We start from the raw sequence: 23,584 nt of genomic DNA, 5'->3' as shown, positions 1-23,584 counted from the left end.
AACGTCGTCCCGGCAGCCATTTGCGGCTCCGCGCCGAACCGCCGGACGTGCAGGTCGTGGGCTACCGCGCACGGGTCGACGAACACGCCGCGCTCCTGTTAGCCGAGGACGGGAGCGTCACTACTGAGCGACTTGACCCGGGAACCGAACTCTCCTATACGCTCGGGGAGCGCCACTGCGCCGGCGCGGTGGACGGGGAGCAGCATTTTCGATGCGACAACGACCCCGCGCCGTGCTGTCCAGAACACACGGACATCTGGCCGTGTGCCCGCTGTACCGGGGACTGCAACAAGCCGCTCGAAACGTGTGACGAGGAACACGCGGTGTATCTGGCGGCGTTTGCGCCGGACGTCGTCAAGGTCGGCGTCACCCGATCCTGGCGACTGGAGACCCGCCTCCGCGAGCAGGGGGCCGACAGGGCCGCCCACCTCCAGACCGTCGCCGACGGCCGAATCGCCCGGCAGGTCGAGGCCGACATCGCCGTCGAGTTGGGGGACCGGGTCAGAGTACCCACCAAAATAGCGGGCTTCGACCAGTCCGTCGACACCGACTGGTGGGCGTCGCTCTGTGAGCGCTACGACCCGCTGACAACCTACGATTTCGAATACGGGCTCGACCTCTCGGACCGTCCGATGGCCGAAACCCTGGCGACGGGGACTGTCCGGGGGACGAAGGGGCGAGTCGCCGTGCTTGCGAACAACGGCAGCGTCTACGCCGTCGACCTCCGACAGCTCGTCGGCTACGAACTCACAGACGGCGGAACGGACCGCGATCTCCAGTCGAGTCTCGGCGCGTTCAGGTAACACGCGAGACTGGCGTCGCTGTAATCCGCACTTGTCTGTGCAGAAGACATTTAGTGGCGGCTGTTGCCCATCCTCGTGTGCGACGTGAAACCCTCCTGACCGGTGGCGTGGTCGTGGTCGTCCTGGCCATGCTCATCGGCGCAACAGCGGTCCCCGGCGCGCTCTCCGAACCCCAGGACAACGTTCGCGAGAGCTATCTCGACCTCCGCGAGACGACCATCGAACCGGCGTCGGTCGACGGCCAGACAGTGACGCTCTCTATCGACGCTCGGCTCTCGCACCGCGGCGGTCCCGCCGAGAACGTCACCGTCGAGACGCGGGCCATCGACGCGGACACCGGCCTCGTCGCGACGACGACGCGGCAGTCGGTCGGCACAATCGAAGGGGAACGAGAGGTATCGGTGCGGTCGAACATCACGGTCGAGCGGGCGGGCGGCTATCGGATCGACACAATCGTCTACGAGGACGGGAACCGCGTCGAGACCGGTCAGCAGTCGGTTCAGAACGTCGACGCGCTCACGCCGGCGTACGCCCGCAGTACCGTGACCTTCCAGCGGTTCGAGAACGCCGGCGTCCCGCTCGATTCCATCACCTACCGAATCGACGGCGTCTCGGACAACCGGACGACACTGAACGTCTCAGTGTACGTCACGAACGCCGGCAACGACCCGTCTGATGACCTCTCGCTCCGGCTCCGAGCGCGGCAGGCCGACTCGAACGTCATCGCCGACGAGTCGACCGTGCGGGTCGGCCAGATTCGACCCGGTCGGACTGAGATCGTCAGAACCCAACTGACGGTGCCTGACGGCTACAACTACTGGCTCGACGGCATGCTGCTCTCCGACAGCGTCATCGTCGGGACGGAGAGCTCCCCGGCGAACCTCCATCCGACGGAGCGTCTCCAGGAGAACGAAACCCGACAGGAAGTCGGCTTCCAGTCCAGCGACTTCGAGCAGGACCGCCCCGAAGAACGAGAGATGGACGGACCACAGCAGACCGCGGCCGGGGAAGGTCCCGGCTTCACGGCGCTGATCGGACTGATTGCGGTCCTCGCAAGCGCGCTCCTCATCGCACGGAGACAGACCAATGAGTGATACCTCCAATACCGACACAGTGGCACAGGATATCGACGCGGAGACCGGCGATACTGTTGACGAGTCGGACGACGACTCCGGTCCGGCAATAGCTGTCTACGCGCAGTGGGCAGTGTTCGCTATTCTCACGCTCGTTGCGCTCATCGCGACACTGCAGTTCTACTTCTCCGCGTCGTCGGCGATTGATACGTTCGTCACTGACCGGTATCGACCGCTTTTCAACGCGGCGTTCAACCTCGCCGTGGTGCTCGCCTGTGGGCTTGGCCTCTCGGTGCTGGTCCGACGGCTCGCCTGAGCCCGATACCATCCATATCAAGCGCCCGCAGTCGCCGTTTCAGTGTTCCGAGGTCTCAGGCGAGTTGCAGCGCCATCGATGATCTGAGTCTGGCTAACTGTACCGGGGCGACGACCCCCCGAAGACGGCACGATTCTCCGGACCAGCGTCCCTCGCTGGCCGGCCGTTTACGCGGCCTGTCTTCGGACGACAACCCTTTTCAGCGGGCCAACCAAAACCGGGCGTATGGCAGACGACGAACCCGAAAACGCTGACGAATCGGCGGACGCGACCGAGGACGGCGGCGAGGAGAAGTCCTTCCGCGAGCGGGTCGAGGAGATCCGACAGCAGCGCGCCGAGGAGCGCGAAGAAGGCGAGGGCGACGGCGAAGAGATGAGCCGCGAAGAGCGCATGGAAGAGATGATGGGCGGTGGCGGCGGCCCCGGCGGCATGGGCGGGGGCAACCCCTTTGCGCAGATGATGGGCGGCATGATGGGCGGCGGCCCCGGCGGTCCCGGTCCGGGCGGCCCCGGCGGCATGGGCGGCGGCCCGCCAGGGCAGCACGAGGAATCGGGCGGGAGCGACAACGAGGAACTCACCCGCGAGATGCGAAAGCTCCGGGACGAAGTCCACGACATGCGACGCTCGCTCGACCGCATCGCCGACGCGCTCGAAGACTAACGGAACACGACCTGCCGACGTTTTTGCGGCCGAACGGGACAGAGATATCTGCTCCTGATAGCTAGCGTCGCTCATCATCGAACGGTGGCGAGGCGACGGCCGTCTCTGTGCGGCTGCCAGTAAGACTGCAAAAGGACGCCCCGCCAGTCGCTACACATCGCCAAACGAGACGCCGGTGATTTCGAAGCGTGCGCCGCCGTCTGCACTGTCGCGAACGCTTATCTCCCAGCCGTGTGCCTCTGCGACCTGTCTGGCGATACTCAGCCCGAACCCGGTCCCCTCCGTGCTCGTCGAGTAACCGGCTTCGAACACCGCCTCACGGTCCTTCTCGGGGATTCCGGGGCCGTCGTCCGCGACGTAGAACCCGTCGTCTACCGCCCCGACCGTCACGGTCACGTCCGGTCCGGCGTGCTCGACCGCGTTCCGAACGAGGTTCTCGAATAGCTGCTTCAGACGGCTCTCGTTTGCCAGGACGGTCCGGTCGATATCTGTGACGAGCGTGGCATCGGCCGTCTCGACGTTCGACCAGCAACTATCCACGAGCGGTTCGAGCGCGACCGGCTCCCGGTCGGTCACGGTCTCACCGTCGCGTGCCAGTGTGAGCAGATCCGTTATCAGCGTGTCCATCCGCTCGTGTGCCCGCTCGACAGCGGCCAGATGCTCGCTCTCGCACTCCTCGCGTGCCAGTTGCAGTCGTCCCCGGGCGACGTTCAGCGGATTCCGCAGGTCGTGCGAGACGACGCTGGTAAACGCTTCGAGCCGGTCGTTGTGCTGTTTGAGGTCCCGCTCGCGGTCGCGTAACTGTTCGGTTCCTTCGATCTGGTTGAGCGCGCTGGTGACGTGCCCGGCCAGAATCTCCCCGAGGACGACGTCCTGCTGGTCGAACGCCGCGGCTGTCTCTGATCCGGCCAACAGGATTCCGTGCCCGCTGAGGGGGAGAAATAGCTCGCTTCTGACCGGCGTGTCCTGGTTATAGACGTCCCGATCTGCATGGACGTCATCGATAGCGAGTGCGTCGCCGGACTCGTAGACGCGCCACGCGATGCTGTCTCCCGGCCTGAATGTTGGCAATTCGTCAACTATATCATACACTCCGTCGGAGGCGGCGATCGGTTCGAGGGTCCGTTCGTCCGGGTCGTAGAGGTGGATCGTGTTCGCTTCGAGCCCGAGCACGGTGCGCGCCGTCTCGACGCCGATCTCGGCGACTTCCTCGCGTGTGTCTGCCTGAAGGAGGTCCTGTACCGACTCACTGAGCGCTTTGAGGCGGTGTTCGTGTTCCTTCCGTTCAGTAATGTCCTGCTGGAACCCGACGTGGTTGACGACTGTGCCGTCGTCGTCGCGGACCGGGGCGATAGTCACCTGATTCCAGAACATCGTTCCGTCCTTCCGGTAGTTCCGGAGTTCGACCGACACGGGTTCGTCCTCGTCAACGGCCGCTCGCATCGTGTCGACTGGCTCGGACTCGGTCTCCTCGCCCTGCAGGAACCGGCAGTTTCGGCCGAGGACCTCAGACTCCGTGTAGCCGGTCAGCTCCAGAAACCGCCTGTTCGCGTAGGTGATCGGGTTATCCTCCTGTTCGGGGCTGGTAATCGTAATCCCGACCGGTGCCTCGTCCATGGCACGTTTGGTTCGGGCGAGTTCCTGTTCACCATCTCGCTGATCGGTGACATCCCGGACAGTACAGACTAACTCACCACGGTCGGTCCGCGCGAGTACGTGGTCTTCGGTGAACGTGCTCCCGTCGGCGCGGAGCCCGGTCGTCGTCCCGCTCCAGTACCCGGTTTCTTCGACAGTCGGCATTATCTCTTCGTGGACGTGTGGAACATCCGTATCTTCGTACAGCAGCTCCCAGTGTTCGCCGACCATCTCGTCCGGTTCGTAGCCGTAGAGGTCGGCGTAGGCCTCGTTGACGAAAATGAACTGGCCGTCTTCGTCGAGGATGCTGATCCCCTCCTGTGCGGTCTCGATAGCATCGAGCTGGCGGTTACGCTCCCGCTTGACGCGCTGAGACTCGACAGCGTTCGTGATTCTGTTGGCGAGCACCGCGTACTGGTCGGTGCCGCTCCCCTTCTGCAGATAGTCGGTGACGCCGGCCGAGATCGCGTCGCTGGCGATCTCTTCGGAGCCTTTGCCGGTGTAGAGAATGAAGGGGAGCGAACCGTACTTCTCACGGACGGCTTCGAGGAACTGAATCCCGTTCCGGTCGGGCATGTCGTAGTCGGAGACGACGCAGTCGATGTCGGTGTCGGTCAGGATTTCCAGTCCCGCCGCGGCGCTCGTCGCGGCCTGCACGTCCAGCCGGTCGTCCTCGCGTTCGAGAAACGTCGCCGTCATGTCGGCGAATCCCGGCTCGTCGTCGACGTGGAGAATACGCATCGTCCCAGCGATATCAGTCATAACTTTGCCCAGTAGTCACACATTACAGGACGCCGAGTTAAAAGACCGTCTCTGTGCTCAGAAGGTGACATATCGACGCCGTTAACGGTCATTCTGGGATATATTTCGTCCCGAAGAATATCACACTTTTCTGATATTTTCTGTCTGTTGGCTGCTTCTATCCCTGACCGACCATCTCGTCCTCGTCTTCCCACTCCTGCTCGCGGAGTTCGTACTTCTGGACTTTCCCGGTCGCTGTCGTGGGCAGTTCCTCGACGAACTCGACGCGGCGGACGACTTTGTAGGTCGCCAGTTCTTCTCGGGTGAAGTTCCGGAGGTCCTCGGCCGTCACGCCCGGGTTGTCGGGGTCACCGGAGTTCGGGACGACGAAGGCCTTCGGCGTCTCGCCCCACTCGTCGCTCGGCGCGGGGATGACCGCGACGTCGCTGACGGCGTCGTGTTCGTAGAGCGTGTCCTCCAGTTCGATGCTGGAGATGTTCTCGCCGCCTGAGATGATGATGTCCTTCTTGCGGTCGCGGATGGCGATCATCCCGTCCTCGTCGACTGTCGCCAGGTCGCCCATGTGATAGTAGCCCTCGACGCGGTCGGAGAAGGCCTCCTCCGTCTGTTCGGGCTTGTTCCAGTAGCGGTCCATTACCTGATTGCCGCGGACGACGACCTCCCCCAGCGTCTCGTCGTCGTGTGGCACATCGTTGCCGTCCTCGTCGACGACCCGGACATCCGTCCCGAGGTAGCCGATGCCCTGGCGCTTCTTGACGCTGAAGCGGGCGTCGCTGCCGTCCTCGAAGAAGCGGCGAGCGTCGGAGGTCGTGACGAGCGGGCCGGTTTCGGTCGCGCCGTAGACGTGTTTCAGATACCAGCCGAAGTCGTCCTCGACGGTTCGGATGACGGCCTCCGGCGGCGCGCTGCCGGCCGTCGCGATGCGCACGTCGTTGGCACCGGTCGTCTCGATCTCCCCGTCGTGGTCCTCGTAGCGGTCCGCAAGGATGTTCAGTACCGTCGGCGCGCCACAGAGATAGGAGACGTCTTCGGTCCTGACGGCGTCGAAGATACCCTCGGCGTCAACGCCGCGAGTGCAGACGTGTTTCGCGCCCATGCCGGTGACCGAGAAGATGTGGCCCCAGCCGTTGACGTGGAACATCGGCAGCGTCCAGAGGTAGACGTCGTCGTCCGAGATCTCCTGGTGGAGCGCGACGATGTAGGCATGGAGCGTCTCGGTCCGGTGGGTCCGGCAGACGCCCTTCGGGTCGCCGGTGGTTCCGGACGTGTAGTTGATGGTGATGAGGTCGTCCTCGTCCATCTCGGGGCGCTCGTAGTCGGTTCCCGCCTCCTCGATGATCTCGTCGAAGGACTCCCAGTCGCCGTCGACGGCGTCCGTGTCGTTGGTCACGAAGATGTCAGTGGGAACCTCGTCGCGGATCGGCTCGATTTTATCCGCGTACTCGTAGTCCGCGTAGACGGCGTCGACCTCGGCGTCCGAGAGGATATATTCGAAATCGTCCGGCACGAGCCGGTAGTTCAGCGGCGTGTGGACCGCGCCCAGTTGCATGGTCCCGTAGGCCGCTTCGAGCTGGTAGTGCGTGTTCGGGTCCAGCACGGCCACCCGGTCCCCCTTCTCGATGCCACGGGCAGCCATCGCCGCCGAGAACCCGTCAGCTCGCTCGCCGAACTCGTCGTACGTGAACCGCTCACCGGTCGTGGCGACGACAGCCTCTTTGTCGCCGTAGTATTCCCGCGCCCGGTCGAGAAAATCCGTGGTCAGCAGTGGCTTATGCATCTCAGGCTATCGTATGGTTAATCATGATAAAGTGGTTGTGATACACCCCTGATCTTGCTGTCACGCGAACGGGTCATATTTGGGGAGTTCCGTCGAACCACAGCCGCTTTGAGGATAGCGTCCCCAGATTTCACCAATGAGTACAGCGACGGCGGACGTCTCGAAGCGGCAGGCGTGGGTGATGGCCGCGCGGCCACAGACACTGCCTGCCGGGGCCGCGCCGGTCATCGTCGGAATGGGGCTGGCAGTCCACGCCGGCGTCTTCGCTCCGTTGCCGGCAGTCGCAGCCTTGGTGGGCGCGCTGCTCATCCAGGTCGGAACGAACTTCGCGAACGACTACTACGACGCGGTGAAGGGGGCCGACACCGATGAGCGCGAGGGGTTCACCCGCGTGACGGCTGGCGGCCTCATCGACGCTGACGAGGTCAAACGAGCGATGATCGCGACCTACGGGCTCGCCGTCGTCATCGGTATCTATCTCGTCGCCGTCGGCGGTCTGCCCATCGTCGTCGTCGGCCTTTCGGGTATCGCCGCCGGGATTCTCTACACCGGCGGTCCGTTCCCCTACGGCTACCGCGGCCTGGGCGACCTGTTCGTCTTCGTCTACTTCGGCCTTGTCGCTGTTACCGGGACCTACTACGTGCAGGCCGTTGCGAGCGCAAGCGGCGTCGGCACGTTCCCGATGACGCTACCGCCGGGGTCGGTCACTGCCGCCGCCATTACAGCGAGTCTCCCGGCGGCCGGCCTGTCGACCGCGATTCTCGTCGTCAACAACATCCGCGACCGGGAGACGGACCGCGCCGCCGGCAAGAAGACGCTGGCCGTCTATCTGGGCTACGGGTGGAGCCGCGTCGAGTTCCTCCTGATGGTCGGGATGGCCTACGTCGTCCCGGTCGTGTTCGCCCTCGACAGCCAGTACGGCCTGCCGGCACTGGCCCCCCTGCTGACGCTACCACTGGCGGCGATTATTTCGAAGACAGTCCTCACACAGACCGGCGGCGACGCATTGAATCCGACGCTCGAACGGGTCGGGCAGACGCTGTTCGTCCACTCCGTTCTGTTCGCGCTGGGACTCGCTGTCCCACAGCTACTATGAAGGTCGACCCGTTCTCGCTCCCGCTCTCGAGTCCGCTCGCCACCGCCCGCGAGACTATCAGCCAGCGTTCAGGGTTCGTCGTCCGCTACAACCACCGCGGCGAAACGGGCGTCGGCGAAGCCACGCCGCTCCCAGGCTGGACGGAGTCGCTCGACGACTGCCGGCGCGGGCTCGACGACGCGGCCACGGTTGCAATCGACGGCGGCCACACCGACATTCTCCTCTCGCTCGACGCCGCGTCCGTCCCCGCCGCCCGGCACGGCTTTGCGACCGCGCTGCTGGACGCCGACGCCAGGGCCGACGGCGTGCCGCTGTACCAGTGGTTCGATTCTGACAGGCGATGTGACCGGGTTCCCGTCAACGCGACGGTCGGCGACGGGTCACCGGCCGAGACAGCCGACGCCGTCGAGCAGGCTGTCGAAGCCGGCTACGACTGCTGTAAGCTCAAAGTCGGGAAGCGCACCGTCGACGAGGACGTCGCGCGCGTTCGGACCGTCCGCGAGCGGGTGGGCGACGACGTGACGCTTCGCGCCGACGCCAACGGTGCGTGGTCCCGCGACCAGGCCGAGAACGCCTTCGACCGCCTCGCGCCGCTGAACGTGGCTTACGTCGAGCAGCCGCTCCCGGCCGACGACCTCGCCGGGCACGCGGTGCTTCGGGGCAACGGCGTCGGCGTCGCGCTCGACGAGTCGCTCGCCGACCGCCGGGTCGACAGCGTGCTCGACGCCGACGCGGCCGACGTGCTGATACTGAAACCGATGGTGCTCGGCGGCCCCGGCAACGCCCACACGCTGGCGCTCCGGGCCCGCGAGCAGGGCATCGAACCGGTCGTCACGACGACCATCGATGCCGTCGTCGCCCGCCTCGCGGCGCTGCACGTCGCTGCCGCGATTCCCGACGTCGGGGCCTGTGGCCTGGCGACCGGGGACCGACTCGCTGCCGACCTCGCAGTGGACCCGACGACAGTAACCGACGGGACGATGTCGGTCCCCCAAGAGACCGGCATCGGCCTGGACCCGGCGGAGGTGGGAACGGATGCGTGACCCTGTTGACTGGCCGACACAAGACCTCGTCGCCCACCGCGCCGACACGACGCCTGACCGGACGGCGATGGTCGCGGCGGACTCCGGGAACGCGGTCACCTACCGGGAACTCGACGCCGCTGTCGATGCGGTGGCTGCCGAACTCGACCGGCGGATCGACGCCCCGGACGCCACCGTCGCGACGCTCTTGCCGACCCAGCCAGCGGTCGGGACGGTCCTGTTCGCGACGATGCGACTGGGCGCGACGCTCGCGCCACTTAACGTCGAACTCGACGCGGAGACGCTCCGGACGCAGCTCTCGGCGGTCGACGCTGACCTGCTGGTTTGCGGGGAGGGAACTGCTTCGCTGGCCGCCGAAACAGCCGATTATCCGGTCGTCTCCGTCGACGAAGGCTTGTCTGGGGCGGCAGCGACAGACCACGAGCCTACGGACATATCTGCCCGCGTGACACCAGCGACCCTGTCCCGGACGGACACCCAACTGGTCATCTTCACCTCGGGAACCACCAGCGAGCCGAAGGGCGTCCGGCTGACCGTCGGCAACCTCGTCGCCAGCGCCGTCGCGTCCTCGTACCGCCTCGGCGTCCTGCCTACCGACCGCTGGCTGGTCTGCCTGCCGACCTACCACATGGGCGGGCTGGCCCCGTTCGTCCGAAGCGCGCTGTACGGCACCGCCGTCGTCGTTCAGCGCTCCTTCGACGCCGAGGCGACACAGCAGGTCATCGCCGACCGGTCAGTGACGGGCGTCTCGCTGGTGCCGACGATGCTCTCGCGGCTGCTTGAGGCGGGCTGGGAACCGCCGGCCTCGCTTCGCTTCGTCCTGCTCGGCGGCGGGCCGGCCAGCGAATCACTCATCGAGCGCTGTCAGGAACGGAGCCTCCCGGTTTGTCCGACCTACGGGATGACCGAAACCGCCTCGCAGATAGCGACGGCGCGACCCGAGACGGCGTTCGAGCACAGCGGCACCGTCGGCCAGCCCCTCGTGTTCACCGACGTGACGGTCGTCGCTGATGGCGAACCGTGCGGCCCCGGCGAGCGAGGAGAAATCGTCGTCGACGGGCCGACGGTGACACCGGGCTACCTGAACGGCGACGGCGACGCGTTCGGCGACTACGGGTTCCGGACCGGCGACATCGGCTACCGGGACGCGGACGGCCATCTCTGGGTCGAGGGTCGTGTCGACGACCAGATCGTGACCGGCGGGGAGAACGTCGACGCGAGCACGGTCGCCGCGGCGATTCGCGACCATTCAGCAGTTGCCGAAGCGGCCGTCGTGGGGCTCTCCGACGAGGAATGGGGCCAGCGCGTCGCCGCGCTGGTCGTCGGGGACATCTCGCCCGCGGCGGTTCGCGACCACTGCGCCGAGCGACTCGCGCCGTACGAAGTCCCGAAGACGGTTCAGATCGCTGACGCGCTCCCGCGGACGGCCTCGGGGACTGTCGACCGGTCTGCGGTTCGGTCGCGGCTTTATGAAGATGGCGAATCTGGCGACTCAACCCAGTAGTTCGGGACGCCGAGCCAAGCGGTTTTCTACGTCCGCAGTGTATGCAGTCCTGTGTGTACAATCGTCCTCGCGTGGCAGGTCTTTGACGACACGCCGGTCGCGGTCGCGGCGAACCGCGACGAGCGGCTTGAAAGGCCGTCGCAGCCGCCACAGCAGCGTCACTGGGGCAGTCGCGTCGTCGCGCCGGCCGACGAAGAGGCCGACGGGACGTGGATCGGCTACAACGAGCAGGGGCTGCTGGCGGCGGTGACCAATCGCTGGGTCGACGCCGATCTAGCTGGCGACCGCTCGCGCGGACTCCTCGTCCGGGACGCGCTGAGCCACGAGAGCGCTGAGTCGGCCGCTCGGGCCGTCGAACAGGCGACCAGAGACGCCGAGTACGACGGTTTCAACCTCCTGCTGGCCGACGAGAACGCCGCCGTCCTGCTGGAATGGGACGGCCAACTCGCGGTCCGGAACTTCCAGCCCGGCGTTCACGTCGTCGTCAACGTCGGCGCGGACGGCGACTACCGGATTCCGGCCCACCGTCCCGACGCCGGCGAGGAGCAGGCGAACAACGCGACGCGGCTGCGCGAGGCGCTGGTTCCGGAGCCCGGTGAATCCGCCGACGAGTGGATGGACCGCGCGGGCGACACCATCAGCGACCACGAGTACGGCGTCTGCGTCCACGGCAACGGGTTCGGCACGCGGTCGTCGTCGCTCATCACGCTGGGTGCCGACAGGGAGTATCAGTACGCAGATGGGCCACCGTGCCGGACGCCCTACCGCCCGGTCGAAGGTCAGATTTAAGCGGCCGTCTCACGGTGTACACAATACATGAGTTCAGCAGCGTCGGAGGCGGACCTTTCTGACGGCGAGCGGGCCGGGCTCGAACTGATTCGGGAGTCCGGTGGCATCCACCAGAGCGACTTCTGGAAGGAACTCGACGTCTCCTCGCGGAAGGGGAGTCGCATCGTCGAGTCCCTGTTCGAGAAGGACCTCATCCAGCGTGAGGAGACGGTGTACGAGGGGCACAACACGTACTACCTGACGCCCGCGGCCCGCGACCTCGACTTCTCGCTTCTGATGGCCGGTGACCAGCTCTCGCCGTTCATCGGCGACGAAGAGGTGGACCCCCACGACGACACCTTCTCGCAGTGGGTCATGACCCTCGCCTACGAGGACTGACCGACAGTCCCGCGGCGTGAGTCAGTAGTGCCACGGCACGTCGTCGAAGTCCGGCTTGCGCCCTTCGTTGAACGCGTCCCGACCCTCCTGGGCCTCGTCGGTCATGTACGCCAGCCGCGTCGCCTCGCCGGCGAACACCTGCTGGCCGACCATCCCGTCGGAGTCGAGATTGAACGCGTATTTCAGCATCCGCATCGCCGTCGGTGACTTCTCGTTCATTCGCTCGGCCCACTCGATAGCGGTGTCTTCCAGGTCCTCGTGGGCCACCACGTCGTTGACCATCCCCATGTCGGCGGCCTCTTTGGCGTCGTAGGTCTTGCCGAGGAAGAACACTTCCCGGGCCTTCTTCTGGCCCACCTGTCGCGCGAGATACGCCGAGCCGAAGCCGCCGTCGAAACTCCCCACGTCGGGGTCCGTCTGGAGGAATTTCGCGTGCTCCTCGCTGGCGAGCGTGAGGTCACAAACGACGTGCAGCGAGTGGCCGCCGCCGACGGCCCATCCCGGGACGACGGCGACGACGGGTTTCGGGATGTGGCGGATCTGGCGCTGGACTTCGAGAATGTGGAGCCGGCCGACGTTCTCTGGCGCGTCGTCTTCCACACCGTCGCTGGCTTCTGTGTCTCGCGGGTCGCTTTGCTCCCCGCTCGTCGTGTTCGAGTCGCGTGGCGACTCGCTGTACTCGTACCCACTTTCGCCCCTGATGCTCTGGTCTCCGCCGGAACAGAAGGCCCAGCCGCCGTCCTTCGGCGAGGGGCCGTTCCCGGTCAGGAGGACACAGCCAACGTCGGTCTGGCGCTTGGCGTGGTCCAGCGCCGTCGCGAGTTCGTCGACTGTCTCCGGCCGGAAGGCGTTGCGCTTCTCCGGCCGGTCGAAGGCGATACGCACCGCGCCCGTGTCGGTCGAGCGGTGATAGGTGATGTCGGCGAAGTCGAACCGGTCGATGGCCGCCCACCGCACCGGGTCGAATATTTCAGAGACCATACCGTGGCTCGGGACGGCCCTCGCAAAAAGATTCCTCGTACGTGCTACCATAGCGGAGGAAACCCTTTGGTGTCGCGCACCTGAACCGACTAGCGATGCCCTCCACATCGAATAAGAAAGCAATGATGGGGATACTCGCGGGCCTCTCCATCGTTGTTGTCCTGTACAGTCTCATCATCGTCCAGCAGATTCTGCTCGGACTGATCGTGGCCGTGGTCCCATGGCTCCTGTATCTGGTCGTGCGGTTCATCTTCACGCTCGAACGAATTGCCACGGCGCTGGAACAGCTCGCTTCGGTTCGCGCCCGGGAGCAGGAGTCCACTGGACCCGCTGGAGACTATCAGCAGCCGTCGGAGTCGTACGAACGCGGCACAGAGCCAGAAGGGGGCGTCGAGAACGAGTGATTGAATGCGGTAGCTGGCAGTTGGTACCGGTCACTCCCCTACAGGTGTTATATCCGGCATGACGGAGACGTTCTACGAGGTACTGGGCGTTCCGACCGACGCGTCGACGGCGGCTATCGAAGCGGCGTACCGGGAGCGGCTGAAGGAGACCCATCCCGACGTGAGCGACGCGGCCGACGCCGGCGAGGCGACACAGCGGCTCATCGAAGCCCGCGACGTGCTCACCGACGAGGACGAGCGGGCGCGGTACGACCGGGTGGGTCACGACGCCTACGTCGCGGGCGAGAGCAACATAGCGGAGGGCAGCGGCAGTGACGCGGCCGAAGCGGCACGGCGTGCGGGCTATGACGGGTCTGCGTCGGCTGGCGACCGGGCCGAAGCGAGCACTGACCGCAGTACAGCTCGGACGAACGCCCGAGAGCGAGCACAACGCGAACGGGCCGCCAGGGACCGCGTCGCCGAGGACGGACGCTCGACCGCTGCTGCAGAGGCGTCGTCGAACGACGAGCAGTCGACAGATGGGGCCAGCGGGACGGCGACTGCGTCGAACGCAGAGTCGGCCCGGCGCTCCGAGACTACCGCGACCAGCGGCTTCAGCGACAATGCCGGCAGCGGTGCCACCTGGAGTTCGTCGTCCGCGTACTCCGTCCGCCAGACCGACACACTCTCGCGCGGGCCGCTCCTCGAAATGCCGACCGGCCGGGGGCTGACGCTGTTTGCTATCATCTTCGCGCTCTATCCGGTAATGCTGTTCAGCGCGCTGCTCCCGGCGTTCCCGCTGTGGGTCAACCTGACAATCGGGGTCTGTACCCTCTTCATGGTGGGCTACCTCCAGTCCGAACCCACTATCGCGATCATGGTGTTCGGGAGCTGGAGTCTGACGACGACGGTGCTGCTGGTCACGCTGAACATCAGCGCGTTCTCGCTCATTGGGGCGCTCGCGCTGTCAGGGACGTGGCTTCCGTTCGGACTGTCGCTGCTGACAGCGTCCGTGTTACGGCTCTGAAAGATCAGTCGCCAGCGATGCTCTCGGCGACCTGTTCGGCAAGCCGGTCTCTGACCGCGTGGCTGTCGTCCGCGTCGAACTGGACCTCGATGACCTGCGTCCCGTCGGCCCGGACTGACTCGGCGAACCGCTCGCGGAACTGCCGGCGGTCAGCCACCCGTTCGAACTCCAGCGAATAGAGCGCCTCCGTCGGCTCGAAATCGAGGCCGTGTGGCGTCCGGAACTGGTCCTCGAAGGTTGGGTGGTCCTCGATTGGGAGCATGTGGAAGATGCCGCCGCCGTCGTTGTTTATGAGGACGACCGTCGCGTCCACCGCACAGCGACCGAGCGCGAGGAGGCCGTTCATGTCGTGGTAGTACGCCAGGTCGCCGGTGACGAGCACGAGCGGGTCCGCCGTCGCGCTCCCTGCCCCGAGCGCCGTCGAAGTGATGCCGTCGATACCGCTGGCCCCGCGGTTGCCCAGCACGGTCAGGTCGGCGTCACGGGGGCGGCCAAAGCGGTCCATGTCCCGTATCGGCATGCTGTTGGAGACGAACAGCGTGGCCGGGTCTGGGGCCAGCGCGGCCACGTCAGAGAGGACGCCGCCTTCCCAGTAGGTCTCCGCGGCGGTTTCGCTCACGGCGTCCCAGTGGGTCTGTTCCGCCCTGGCGAACTGTTCGCGCCACGACGCCGCAACGCTACCCAGCGACCCTGCCGCGAGCGCATCCGCGGTGGCGTCGGGGTCGGCAACGAGCAGGTCCGTCGCCGTGAACTCGGCCTCCGACCAGCCCCCGGCCGGGTCAACGAGGAACTGTTGGCAGTCGGCGTCCCGGAGGTAGTGACGCAGCGGCTTTGAGGTCGGCGACGCGCCGAAGCGGACGACGACATCGGGGTCGCTCCACTCGTCGACGCCGTCGCTGCCGAGATAGCCGTCGTAGCCGCCACAGACCGGCACGTCGAGGCGGTCGACGTGCGGGCCGAACCGAAGGTCAGAGAGCGGGTCCGCGAGGACGGGGAAGCCGGTCGCTGACGCCAGTCGTTCCAGCGATGCGGTACTGAGCCCGTCATCGGCGGGCCCGGCGACGATGAGTCCCCGTTCGGCGGCCCGGAGCGCGTCTCGCACGCGGCGCACCGTCCGTTCGTCCGGAGTGGCGACGCCCTCGCTCGTCGTGACGAACGGTCCGTCGCGTCCGGTTTCGGCCGCGTCGTCGCCGTCCGCCCAGTCGGCCGAAACGCCCGCCGGGTCCTCCTCGGGTATCGGCGTCGGCTCCAGGGGCTTCCGGAACCGACAGTTCAGGTGGACCGGTCCCGGGTCGGCTCCGGTACTCTCCGCGAGCGCGCGGGCCGCGGTGGTCCGCAGCATCCGAACCTTCCGTGGCTCGGCCTCGGGTTCGGGCATGTCCCGATACCAGCGGACGGCGTCGCCGTACAGTTTCTCCTGGTCGACGGTCTGGTTTGCTCCGCTGTCGATGAGCTCGGGCGGTCGGTCCGCCGTCAGCAAGAGCAGCGGGACGCCCGACTGGTTCGCCTCGATGACCGCCGGGTGGTAGTTCGCCGCGGCGGTCCCCGATGTGCAGACCAGCGGCGTCGGTTCGCCGGTTCGGCGGGCGCGTCCCAGCGCGAAGAAGGCCGCCGAGCGCTCGTCGAGGTGGGAGAACACGTCGATGTCGGGGTGCTCGGCGAATGCCACCGTCAGCGGCGTCGAGCGACTGCCGGGCGAGAGACACACCGCGTCGACGCCACCCTCGGCGAGTTCGGAAACGAGCGTCTCCGCCCACAGCGTGTTGACGTTCGGGGCAGTCATTCTAGTTCGTCGAGTATCGGCCGGTATTTGAGCTGGACCTCGTCCCACTCGCGGTCGGGGTCGCTGTCCGCGACGATACCCGCGCCCGCAAAGAGGGTCGCCTCGCGCTCCGTGGCGACGGCCGACCGGATGCCGACGGCGAAGGTGCCGTTGCCGGCGGCGTCGACCCAGCCAATCGGGGCGGCGTACCAGCCGCGGTCGAACGCCTCCGTCTCGCGGATAGTTCGCAGCGCCGCGTCCGGCGGCAGCCCGCCGACAGCCGGTGTCGGGTGAAGCGCTTCGACTAGCGAGAGGACGTGCTCGTCGTCGTCGAGTTCGGCCGTTATCGACGTCCGGAGGTGCTGGACCGTGGCGAGCCGGCGGATGGTCCGGTCGCCGATACGGACTGTCGAGGCGAACGGTTCCAGCTGGTCTCGTATCGCGTCGGCGACGAGCTTCTGTTCGTGACGGTCCTTCTCGCTGTCGAGGAGTTCGGCGGCGAGCCACTCGTCCTCGGCAGGTGTGTCGCCCCGCCCCGTCGAGCCGGCGAGCGCCTCCGTGCGCACCGTCCGTCCGCGGACCGACACCAGCCGCTCCGGCGTGGCCCCGAAGAAGGTGCCGCCGGCGTCCGGCGACAGCATGAACCGGTAGCAGTCCGGGTAGGTTCGAGACAGCCGCGCCATCACGTCCGGGACCGAGAGCTCCGTGTCCAACGTGGCGCTGAGGCTCTGGGCGAGCACGACCTTCTGCAGGTCGCCGCGGTCGACGCTCGCGACGGCGGCCGCCACCTGCTCGCGCCAGCCGTCCTGTGTCGGCGTGCGCTCCCGGTGTGAGATCCCCGGTGGGATTCCCGGCTCGCTCTCGGAGTCTGCGACCAGTCGGTCGCGCCACTCCTCAAGCAGCGTCTCCGCTTCGGTCGCGGCCTCGGGACCTGTCGCGACCGTTGTGAGCCAGGCGTCGTCGTCTTTCTTGGTTACCTGTATCTCGGGGAGGAAAAACGCCGCACTGGGGAACCCGTCCCAGGGAGAGTCCGCCTCCTCGTGCGTTCCGTTGTGAAAAGCGAACCCACCGAACGCTCGCGGTCGGGCGGCGCTCGGGAGGTCGTCGGGAACTGAGCAGTCAGCGAACAGCGCCTCGAGCGCTGTCCGCACGTCGTCGAACCGCGACTGCCCGTCGGCAGTCACAGTCGCCGCGCTCCCGCGGGCCGCGATTGACTCTGTACCGGCCGCCCAGAAGAACCGGGGGCGAGCGTCCGTTTCGAGTACCGCCCGAACCGGTGCATCGTCGAGGCGACACCCGCGTGCGACGACCGTTGTCTCACCAACCGTCGTCTCGTCACCACGCAGTGGTTCCATCAGCAATGCCTTAGGATTGCGCACCTTTGAGCCTAACTATACGCTCGATTCTGCGTAGTCGGAATCAATCAGAGGGACACGGTGGAACTGTCGATTTCACGCCGTTCTGGCCCGCCACGTACTCTGCCGGCTATTGGTTCAGATTCGCGGAAATTAATCTCCGAGTTTACGAATTTCCTCTCACGGTTCTACAATTGTAATTCTGCAATCTGCGAACACACCCCCGTCAGGTTTAAATAGGGCATAGTCGAAGCCCCCTATGTTGCGATGCCTAAGGTAGAGATCAATATCCCGGAACACCTGGAGATGCAGATCGCGCAGCTCGTCGAGAAAGGCGAGTTCCTCAACCGCGAGGAAGCCATCGAGGACCTCCTGTCGACCGGGCTCAAGGCGTACAAAACCTCCGGACCACAGGACGAAGACGAGGAGCCAGGGTTCGAAGAAGACGGCATGATGGGCCACGACGACGAGTACGTCTTCTGAAAATACGGGCGTGAGCGTCTGGTATCCCTTCTCAAGCAATTCTTATGGACGTGCCACCGCATACTGTAGCTATGCACAAAGACGAGCTTCTCGAGCTACACGAGCAGATGGTGACGATCATGGAGTACTTCCGCGACGACATGGACTCGGTCGACCCGGACCTCTTTGACGCCTATCAGGAACTCGACGTGCGGCCATCGGATGTCCACAAGTCGAAAAGCGAGCATAAACACGCCGTGTTCGTGCTCGGGAACTCCCTGGCGACGGCGATGAGCGAAGACGAGTTCTCGGATGCGGGCCGGGTCAGCAAGCGAATGAAGGAACTGGCCGAAGACGCCGAGCGGAAACTGTAAGCACGACGCTATCGAGTCGCAGTCTCTCTCGTCTTTATGTCGATCTGTCTTCCCTTGGTTACGATCGCTCTCCCCCTTGGTTACGACCGCTCTCCGTCGAGTTCGGTGAACAGCTCCGGGTCCGTCTTGAATTTCAGGACGTTGTGGACGACTGAGTTCCGGATGTTCTGAATCACGTCGCCGTGGTCCTTGTAGAAGTCGTGTATCCAGCGGGATTCGGCCGTCCGACTCGGGAACATCATCACTGACTTCCACTGATACTCGCCGTCGGAGAGGAAGTAAAACAGCGTGTGCCGGTCGTCCCGGATAGCGACCATCGCGTCGTGCCAAGAGTCGGCGAAATGCTCGGGGTTGAACTTGAACTCGAACAGCGCGAAATTGAACAGTTCCTCGTTCGGGACGATTGTCTCCCGGAAGACGCCCGCGGCGCGCATCTCCCGGATCGATTCGCTGACCGTTACATGGGACACGTCGATGCCGTATTCGGACTCCAGCAAGTCCGCAAGCTCGCGGGACGACCGCTGTGGGTCCGCCGAGAGTTCGCGCAGAATGTACATGTCCCGCTCGCTGAACTCCCAGTCCGGGGGGTCGTCGGTCATGCTACAGTCGCCCTCCACTTGTGGGAGAAAGAGCGGGTAGTCGTGGTTCCGGTCGATGCTCGGTCCGGTGTGAGATGGATCGTAGCTGGCATCTGTCTCTCCGGTGGTGGCTGGGTGGACCAGTCCTGACGCTGGTCACAGTAATCAGTTTACTGACCCGTGAACTCCGGGTCACGTTTCTCGACGAACGCGGTTGCGCCCTCCTCGTGGTCGTCGGTCGTGAAAGCGACGCCCTGTGCGGTGGCTTCGTTTTCGAGTGCCTGCTCCAGCGAACTGTCCAGACTCCGGTTGACTAACCGCTTGGCGTGGCCGAGCGCGACCGTCGGTCCAGCGGCGATGTCGGCGACGAGTTCCGAAAACTCCGATTCGAACGTCTCCGTGTCGAACACCCGGGTGAACAGCCCGAGTTCCCCGGCCGCCTCGGCGTCCAGCAGTTCGCCGGTGAACAGCAGTTCCTTGGCCTTGTTCGGGCCGACGATTCGCGGAAGGAAATAGGAGACGCCGGAGTCACTCGCCAGTCCGACCTGGCGGAAGCCGAAGCCGATCTGGCCGGCAGTGCTCGCAACCTGTATATCACAGGCCAGCGCAAGTCCCGCACCGGCACCGAAGGCGGGGCCGTCGATTTTCGCGACGACCGGGAGGGGACAGCTGTGGACGGTCCGGATCGCTTCGTGGAGTGACGAGACCACCAGTTCGACCTGTGTGGCCGGCGGTCGGTCGTGCTTCACTCCCTGTAGCATTGCATTGATGTCCCCGCCGGCACAGAACGCCGGGCCCGCGCCCTCCAGCACGACACACCGGGCGTCGCTGTCGGTCACCGATTCGAACCGGGCAGTGAGTGCTTCGGCCAACTCCGCCGACAGAGCGTTTCGCGACTCCGGCTGGTTCAGCGTCACTGTGGCAATCCCGTCGTCGACAGACAGCGTCACTGTCGCATCTTCCATGTGGTGGCTCTCGACCGGCGGAAAGATAACAGTGGTGTCCGTCAGCGCCTGCCAGACCAACATCGTTGGGCAGTACCTTTTGCCCGGGCTAGTCCGTGTACTAGGTATGCGCCTGCACTGGCATCGCCGTGACCTCCGGGCGACGGACAACGCCGGCCTCGCCGCGGCGACCCCGTCCGACCCCGTTGTCCCGGTGTTCGTCTTCGACAGGGCCGTTCTCGACCACGCCGGCCCGCCCCGGGTCGCGTTCATGCTGGACGCTCTCGACAGCTTGCGCGAGTGGTACCGCGACCGCGGCAGTGACCTCGTCGTCGCCCGCGGGGACCCGACCGCCGTCATCCCGGACCTGGCGGTCGAATACGGCGTCGACACGGTCACCTGGGGCAAAGACTACTCCGGACTCGCTCGGGAGCGCGACGCAGTGGTCCGGCAAGCGCTCGACGACGCGGACGTTGCTCGCGAAGCGGTCCAGAACGCCGTGTTGCACGAACCGGGCGAGATCACGACGAACGACGGCGACCCCTACAGCGTCTTCACTTACTTCGGCCGGAAGTGGCACGACCGCGAGAAGACGGCCCCCTACGAACCCCCGTCAGCCGACGAACTGGCTGATGTCGACGGCGACGCGCTCCCGACGCTGGCCGACCTCGGCTTCGATGAGCCAGAGGCGGACGTGCCCGCAGCGGGGACCGACGAAGCACGCGCCCTGCTCGATGATTTCCTCGACGAGAACGTCTACGAGTACGAGGAGCGCCGGGACTTCCCGGCCGACGAGTGCACCTCGCGGCTCTCGGCTCATCTGAAGTTCGGGACCATCGGCATCCGCGAAGTGTACGACCGCACCGAGGACGCCAAAGAGGGGACTGGCGGTGACCGACGGGAGTCCGTCCGGGAGTTCCAGTCCCAGCTAGCCTGGCGGGAGTTCTACACACAGGTGCTGTTTGCCCATCCGCACGTCGTCAGCTCGAACTACAAGTCCTACGAGAACCCTATCGAGTGGGAAAACGACGAGGAGCTGTTGCAGGCCTGGAAGGACGGCGAGACGGGCTATCCCATCGTCGACGCCGGAATGAGACAGCTCCGCGAGGAGGCGTACATGCACAACCGCGTCCGGATGATCGTCGCCTCTTTCCTCACGAAGGACCTGCTCGTCGACTGGCGCCACGGCTACGAGTGGTTCCGGGAGAAACTGGTCGACCACGACACGGCCAACGACAACGGCGGCTGGCAGTGGGCGGCCTCCACGGGGACCGACGCTCAGCCCTACTTCCGCATCTTCAATCCGATGACGCAGGGCGAAGACTACGACCCGGACGCCGAGTACATCAAGGAGTACGTCCCGGAACTGCGGGACGCCGCGCCCGAAGTAATCCACGACTGGAACGACTGCTCGCTCACCCAGCGGCGCAACGCCGCCCCGGAGTATCCTGACCCCGTTGTCGACCACAGCAAGCGCCGCGAACAGGCCCTCTCGATGTTCGAGCGGGCCAGGGGTGACGACTAGGATGGGAACATTCTGCTGTGCTGGACTCTCCTGAACACTTACACCCGCGGCGGAGCCGATATGTGGCGGTGCAACAACGGACAGTTACGGTTCCGTCCCGCTGTCCGTGTACAGTGCTACCAAATGGCTCCTAAACGTTTAACAGGCAGCCGCGCGACAGATAGTGATGGAGGCGTTTTCATATGCCCGAACATTCCAATCCCGAACTGCCACCGCTCCCGTACGACTACGACGCACTGGAGCCACACATCTCCGAACAGGTGCTCACCTGGCACCACGACACCCACCACCAGGGGTACGTAAACGGCCTCGAATCGGCCGAGGAGACGCTCGCAGAGAACCGCGAATCCGGTGACTTCGGTTCGAGCGCGGCTGCCATGGGCAACGTCACCCACAACGGCTGTGGGCACTATCTCCACACGCTGTTCTGGGAGAACATGGACCCCAACGGCGGCGGTGAGCCGGAAGGCGAGCTCCTCGACCGCATCGAGGAGGACTTCGGCTCTTACGAAGGCTGGAAGGGCGAGTTCGAAGCCGCCGCATCAGCCGCCGGCGGCTGGGCGCTGCTCGTGTACGACCCCGTTGCCAAGCAACTGCGCAACGTGCCGGTCGACAAGCACGACCAGGGCGCGCTCTGGGGCTCCCATCCAATCCTCGCGCTCGACGTCTGGGAGCACTCCTACTACTACGACTACGGCCCCGCTCGCGGCGACTTCATCGACGCCTTCTTCGAGGTTGTCGACTGGGACAAGGCCGCTGAAGAGTACGACAAGGTCGTCGGCCGCGTCGAATAAGGGGCGACACTCGACGTTTTTTCGCGGATGTGCTGAGAGTCCGAGCGACGTCTGGGCCGATAGCGGTTTCTCCGGCGTTAATATCTAACGCCGACAACAAAAAATATCGGCGTGACTGGAGCAGACTACGGAACAGCAAGGTTACGGGAGGATATAGTTTTATAAGATGTGAATCAGTGGTAAGTGGTATGAGTCGCGATACCAATCGGCGAGCGTTCATGAAGCGCACTGGGGCGATAGGCACCGTGGGTCTGCTTGGTGGGTTGGCAGGCTGTTCAACCGAACAGACTGACGGCGGAGACGGCGGAGACGGCGGCGATGGTGGGATGACCGGTACCGGGACCGACTCGGGTGGCGACAGCGGCCCGGAATCGCCGGACGTGTTGATGGTCGTCGGCTATCCCCAGAGCGGTGTGCAACTGTTCAAGGACTTCTACGCCGACTACGGCGACGACGCCGCCGACATCCTCGTCACCGACGGACTGCAGGACGGCGAGCTACCGAGTAACGTCGGCGACGATATGTCGAACGTCCGCGGCACAGCCCCGTCAGCGGCCGGGCCCGGCGTCGATACGTTCACGGAGCAGTTCACCTCCGAGTTCGACTACGACGAGGCCGGCGTGTTCACGTCACAGGCCTACGACGCGACAGCGGTCCAGATTCTCGCCAACCTGCTGGCCGGGGAAAACGACGGACAGGCCGTCCGAGATCATATGCGTGTCGTCGCCAATCCGGGCGGCGACACGTACGGCCCCTCCGAACTGCCAGCGGCCGTCGAAGCGGCCGCCGCGGGCGAGAACATTCAGTACGAGGGGGCTTCGAGTGCAGTCGACTTCGACGAAAACGGGGACATGGCCTCGGCGCAGTACCAGGTCTTCGGCTTTCAGGACGGTGGGGGCGTCGATACGCTCAACACCGTCGACTTCAGCGCGGGCGACGACATCCCGCAACCGGAACCGAACGGCTCTGGCAGCGACCCCGGACGAACGGTCCGGTTCGGTGTGCTGATGCCTGAGACCGGCGATCTCGGGCCGCTCGGCAGGCCGATCCGCGACGGGGCGATCCTCCCGGCCCTGCAACTCGAAGGCGAGGTCGACTTCGAATTCGATTACCAGGTCGGTGACACCCAGACCCAGGCACAGGCGGGCATCGACGCGGCCAACTCCCTCGTCAGCGAGGGGTATCCGTCGATCACCGGAGCGGCCAGCTCCGAGACGTCGATACAGGTCGCCAGAAACGTGCTCGTCGACAGCGGCGTCGTCGGCTGTTCGCCTGCGTCCACGTCGCCGACGATTACCGACCTCGAAGACAACGATTATATGTTCCGAACCCCGCCCAGCGACGCGCTGCAGGGGCAGGTTCTGGCGCAAGTCGGCGTGGACGAACTCGGTGCCGAGACCGCATCGACGCTGTACGTGAACAACAGCTACGGCCAGGCGCTACAGGAGGCGTTCGCCGGCGCGTTCGAAGCGGAAGGCGGGACCATCGTGAACCAGGTCGGCTTCGAGCAACAGCAGTCTTCCTACACGTCCGAAATCAACAGCGCGATGAATCAATAACGGG

At 65.4% G+C, this 23,584-nt stretch carries 23 protein-coding genes; 16 read left to right on the top strand and 7 right to left on the bottom strand.

The annotated features are described in order from the left end of the window. The first annotated feature begins 20 nt into the window (after positions 1 to 20). The 4 genes from VI340_RS06685 to VI340_RS06670 all read left to right on the top strand — a co-directional run bounded on the left by VI340_RS06685 (position 21) and on the right by VI340_RS06670 (position 2,852). Entirely contained in the window at positions 21 to 803 is a 783-nt protein-coding gene (locus VI340_RS06685) for a DUF2797 domain-containing protein (RefSeq protein WP_008309219.1), read from the top strand. 77 nt (positions 804 to 880) lie between these two features. Beyond that, complete coding sequence (locus VI340_RS06680; protein ID WP_336358052.1) at positions 881 to 1,897, top strand: DUF7490 domain-containing protein; 1,017 nt, start codon at positions 881 to 883, stop codon at positions 1,895 to 1,897. Then, complete coding sequence (locus VI340_RS06675) at positions 1,890 to 2,192, top strand: hypothetical protein (RefSeq protein WP_008309221.1); 303 nt, start codon at positions 1,890 to 1,892, stop codon at positions 2,190 to 2,192. Before VI340_RS06680 ends, VI340_RS06675 begins: the two co-directional genes overlap by 8 nt. Before the next feature lie 225 nt (positions 2,193 to 2,417). Then, positions 2,418 to 2,852, top strand: a complete 435-nt coding sequence (locus VI340_RS06670) for a hypothetical protein (RefSeq protein ID WP_101350036.1) — start codon at positions 2,418 to 2,420, stop codon at positions 2,850 to 2,852. Positions 2,853 to 3,002: 150 nt separating this feature from the next. Here VI340_RS06670 and VI340_RS06665 read toward each other — a convergent pair whose 3' ends face one another. Further along, positions 3,003 to 5,249: a hybrid sensor histidine kinase/response regulator gene (locus VI340_RS06665; RefSeq protein WP_336358051.1), complete on the bottom strand. Its 2,247-nt coding sequence runs from the start codon at positions 5,247 to 5,249 to the stop codon at positions 3,003 to 3,005. 157 nt (positions 5,250 to 5,406) lie between these two features. After that, positions 5,407 to 7,026: a long-chain-fatty-acid--CoA ligase gene (locus VI340_RS06660; RefSeq protein ID WP_014040321.1), complete on the bottom strand. Its 1,620-nt coding sequence runs from the start codon at positions 7,024 to 7,026 to the stop codon at positions 5,407 to 5,409. 136 nt (positions 7,027 to 7,162) lie between these two features. Here VI340_RS06660 and VI340_RS06655 point away from each other — a divergent pair, with 136 nt between their 5' ends. The 5 genes from VI340_RS06655 to VI340_RS06635 are packed head-to-tail and all read left to right on the top strand — an operon-like array spanning position 7,163 to position 11,836. Continuing rightward, a complete protein-coding gene (locus VI340_RS06655) occupies positions 7,163 to 8,122 on the top strand; it encodes a 1,4-dihydroxy-2-naphthoate polyprenyltransferase (protein WP_336358050.1) in 960 nt (319 codons plus the stop codon). After that, positions 8,119 to 9,165, top strand: a complete 1,047-nt coding sequence (locus VI340_RS06650) for a mandelate racemase/muconate lactonizing enzyme family protein (RefSeq protein ID WP_336358049.1) — start codon at positions 8,119 to 8,121, stop codon at positions 9,163 to 9,165. The genes VI340_RS06655 and VI340_RS06650 overlap by 4 nt, the downstream gene beginning before the upstream one ends. Beyond that, positions 9,158 to 10,669, top strand: coding sequence for an AMP-binding protein (locus tag VI340_RS06645; RefSeq protein ID WP_336358048.1), 1,512 nt, complete (start codon positions 9,158 to 9,160; stop codon positions 10,667 to 10,669). Before VI340_RS06650 ends, VI340_RS06645 begins: the two co-directional genes overlap by 8 nt. A 51-nt stretch (positions 10,670 to 10,720) precedes the next feature. Beyond that, complete coding sequence (locus VI340_RS06640) at positions 10,721 to 11,458, top strand: NRDE family protein (RefSeq protein WP_008309234.1); 738 nt, start codon at positions 10,721 to 10,723, stop codon at positions 11,456 to 11,458. 27 nt (positions 11,459 to 11,485) lie between these two features. Then, entirely contained in the window at positions 11,486 to 11,836 is a 351-nt protein-coding gene (locus tag VI340_RS06635) for a helix-turn-helix transcriptional regulator (RefSeq protein WP_004517952.1), read from the top strand. Between the two features lie 21 nt (positions 11,837 to 11,857). Here VI340_RS06635 and VI340_RS06630 read toward each other — a convergent pair whose 3' ends face one another. After that, positions 11,858 to 12,817: a 1,4-dihydroxy-2-naphthoyl-CoA synthase gene (locus VI340_RS06630; protein WP_336358047.1), complete on the bottom strand. Its 960-nt coding sequence runs from the start codon at positions 12,815 to 12,817 to the stop codon at positions 11,858 to 11,860. A 95-nt stretch (positions 12,818 to 12,912) separates the two neighbouring features. Between VI340_RS06630 and VI340_RS06625 the strand changes: the two genes are divergently transcribed. Both VI340_RS06625 and VI340_RS06620 read left to right on the top strand, forming a co-directional pair. After that, positions 12,913 to 13,221 (top strand): hypothetical protein, encoded by a 309-nt coding sequence (locus VI340_RS06625; RefSeq protein WP_049942890.1) that lies wholly within the window; start codon positions 12,913 to 12,915, stop codon positions 13,219 to 13,221. 58 nt (positions 13,222 to 13,279) lie between these two features. Beyond that, entirely contained in the window at positions 13,280 to 14,227 is a 948-nt protein-coding gene (locus VI340_RS06620) for a J domain-containing protein (protein ID WP_008309240.1), read from the top strand. Between the two features lie 4 nt (positions 14,228 to 14,231). Here VI340_RS06620 and menD read toward each other — a convergent pair whose 3' ends face one another. Together menD and VI340_RS06610 are read right to left on the bottom strand one after the other, a co-directional pair. Next, positions 14,232 to 16,010 carry a 2-succinyl-5-enolpyruvyl-6-hydroxy-3-cyclohexene-1-carboxylic-acid synthase gene (gene menD, locus VI340_RS06615; protein ID WP_336358046.1) on the bottom strand — a complete coding sequence of 593 codons (1,779 nt, stop codon included), beginning with the start codon at positions 16,008 to 16,010 and terminating at the stop codon, positions 14,232 to 14,234. Further along, positions 16,007 to 17,344 carry an isochorismate synthase gene (locus tag VI340_RS06610; RefSeq protein WP_008309243.1) on the bottom strand — a complete coding sequence of 446 codons (1,338 nt, stop codon included), beginning with the start codon at positions 17,342 to 17,344 and terminating at the stop codon, positions 16,007 to 16,009. The genes menD and VI340_RS06610 overlap by 4 nt, the downstream gene beginning before the upstream one ends. Before the next feature lie 267 nt (positions 17,345 to 17,611). Here VI340_RS06610 and VI340_RS06605 point away from each other — a divergent pair, with 267 nt between their 5' ends. Continuing rightward, a complete protein-coding gene (locus VI340_RS06605) occupies positions 17,612 to 17,827 on the top strand; it encodes a ribbon-helix-helix domain-containing protein (protein ID WP_004517946.1) in 216 nt (71 codons plus the stop codon). Positions 17,828 to 17,898: 71 nt separating this feature from the next. Then, entirely contained in the window at positions 17,899 to 18,180 is a 282-nt protein-coding gene (locus tag VI340_RS06600; RefSeq protein ID WP_004517945.1) for a UPF0058 family protein, read from the top strand. An 80-nt stretch (positions 18,181 to 18,260) separates the two neighbouring features. On the opposite strand, the gene VI340_RS06595 is transcribed toward VI340_RS06600, so the two are convergent. Together VI340_RS06595 and VI340_RS06590 are read right to left on the bottom strand one after the other, a co-directional pair. Continuing rightward, positions 18,261 to 18,779 (bottom strand): Lrp/AsnC family transcriptional regulator, encoded by a 519-nt coding sequence (locus tag VI340_RS06595; protein WP_008309246.1) that lies wholly within the window; start codon positions 18,777 to 18,779, stop codon positions 18,261 to 18,263. A 149-nt stretch (positions 18,780 to 18,928) separates the two neighbouring features. Beyond that, positions 18,929 to 19,786, bottom strand: coding sequence for an enoyl-CoA hydratase/isomerase family protein (locus VI340_RS06590; protein WP_008309247.1), 858 nt, complete (start codon positions 19,784 to 19,786; stop codon positions 18,929 to 18,931). Positions 19,787 to 19,829: 43 nt separating this feature from the next. Between VI340_RS06590 and VI340_RS06585 the strand changes: the two genes are divergently transcribed. From VI340_RS06585 to VI340_RS06575, 3 genes are all read left to right on the top strand, one after another. After that, positions 19,830 to 21,227 (top strand): cryptochrome/photolyase family protein, encoded by a 1,398-nt coding sequence (locus VI340_RS06585; RefSeq protein WP_008309248.1) that lies wholly within the window; start codon positions 19,830 to 19,832, stop codon positions 21,225 to 21,227. A 182-nt stretch (positions 21,228 to 21,409) separates the two neighbouring features. Then, a complete protein-coding gene (sod, locus tag VI340_RS06580; protein ID WP_008309249.1) occupies positions 21,410 to 22,021 on the top strand; it encodes a superoxide dismutase in 612 nt (203 codons plus the stop codon). A 188-nt stretch (positions 22,022 to 22,209) separates the two neighbouring features. After that, positions 22,210 to 23,580 carry an ABC transporter substrate-binding protein gene (locus tag VI340_RS06575; RefSeq protein WP_049942891.1) on the top strand — a complete coding sequence of 457 codons (1,371 nt, stop codon included), beginning with the start codon at positions 22,210 to 22,212 and terminating at the stop codon, positions 23,578 to 23,580. Positions 23,581 to 23,584 lie beyond the last annotated feature (4 nt).

The sequence above is a fragment of the Haloarcula sp. CGMCC 1.6347 genome (genome assembly GCF_037078395.1).
In the GTDB taxonomy this organism is placed as follows: Archaea; Halobacteriota; Halobacteria; order Halobacteriales; family Haloarculaceae; genus Haloarcula; species Haloarcula amylolytica.
Note: the sequence above shows the minus strand (reverse complement) of the source record. Positions and strands in the feature narration are given on the sequence as shown.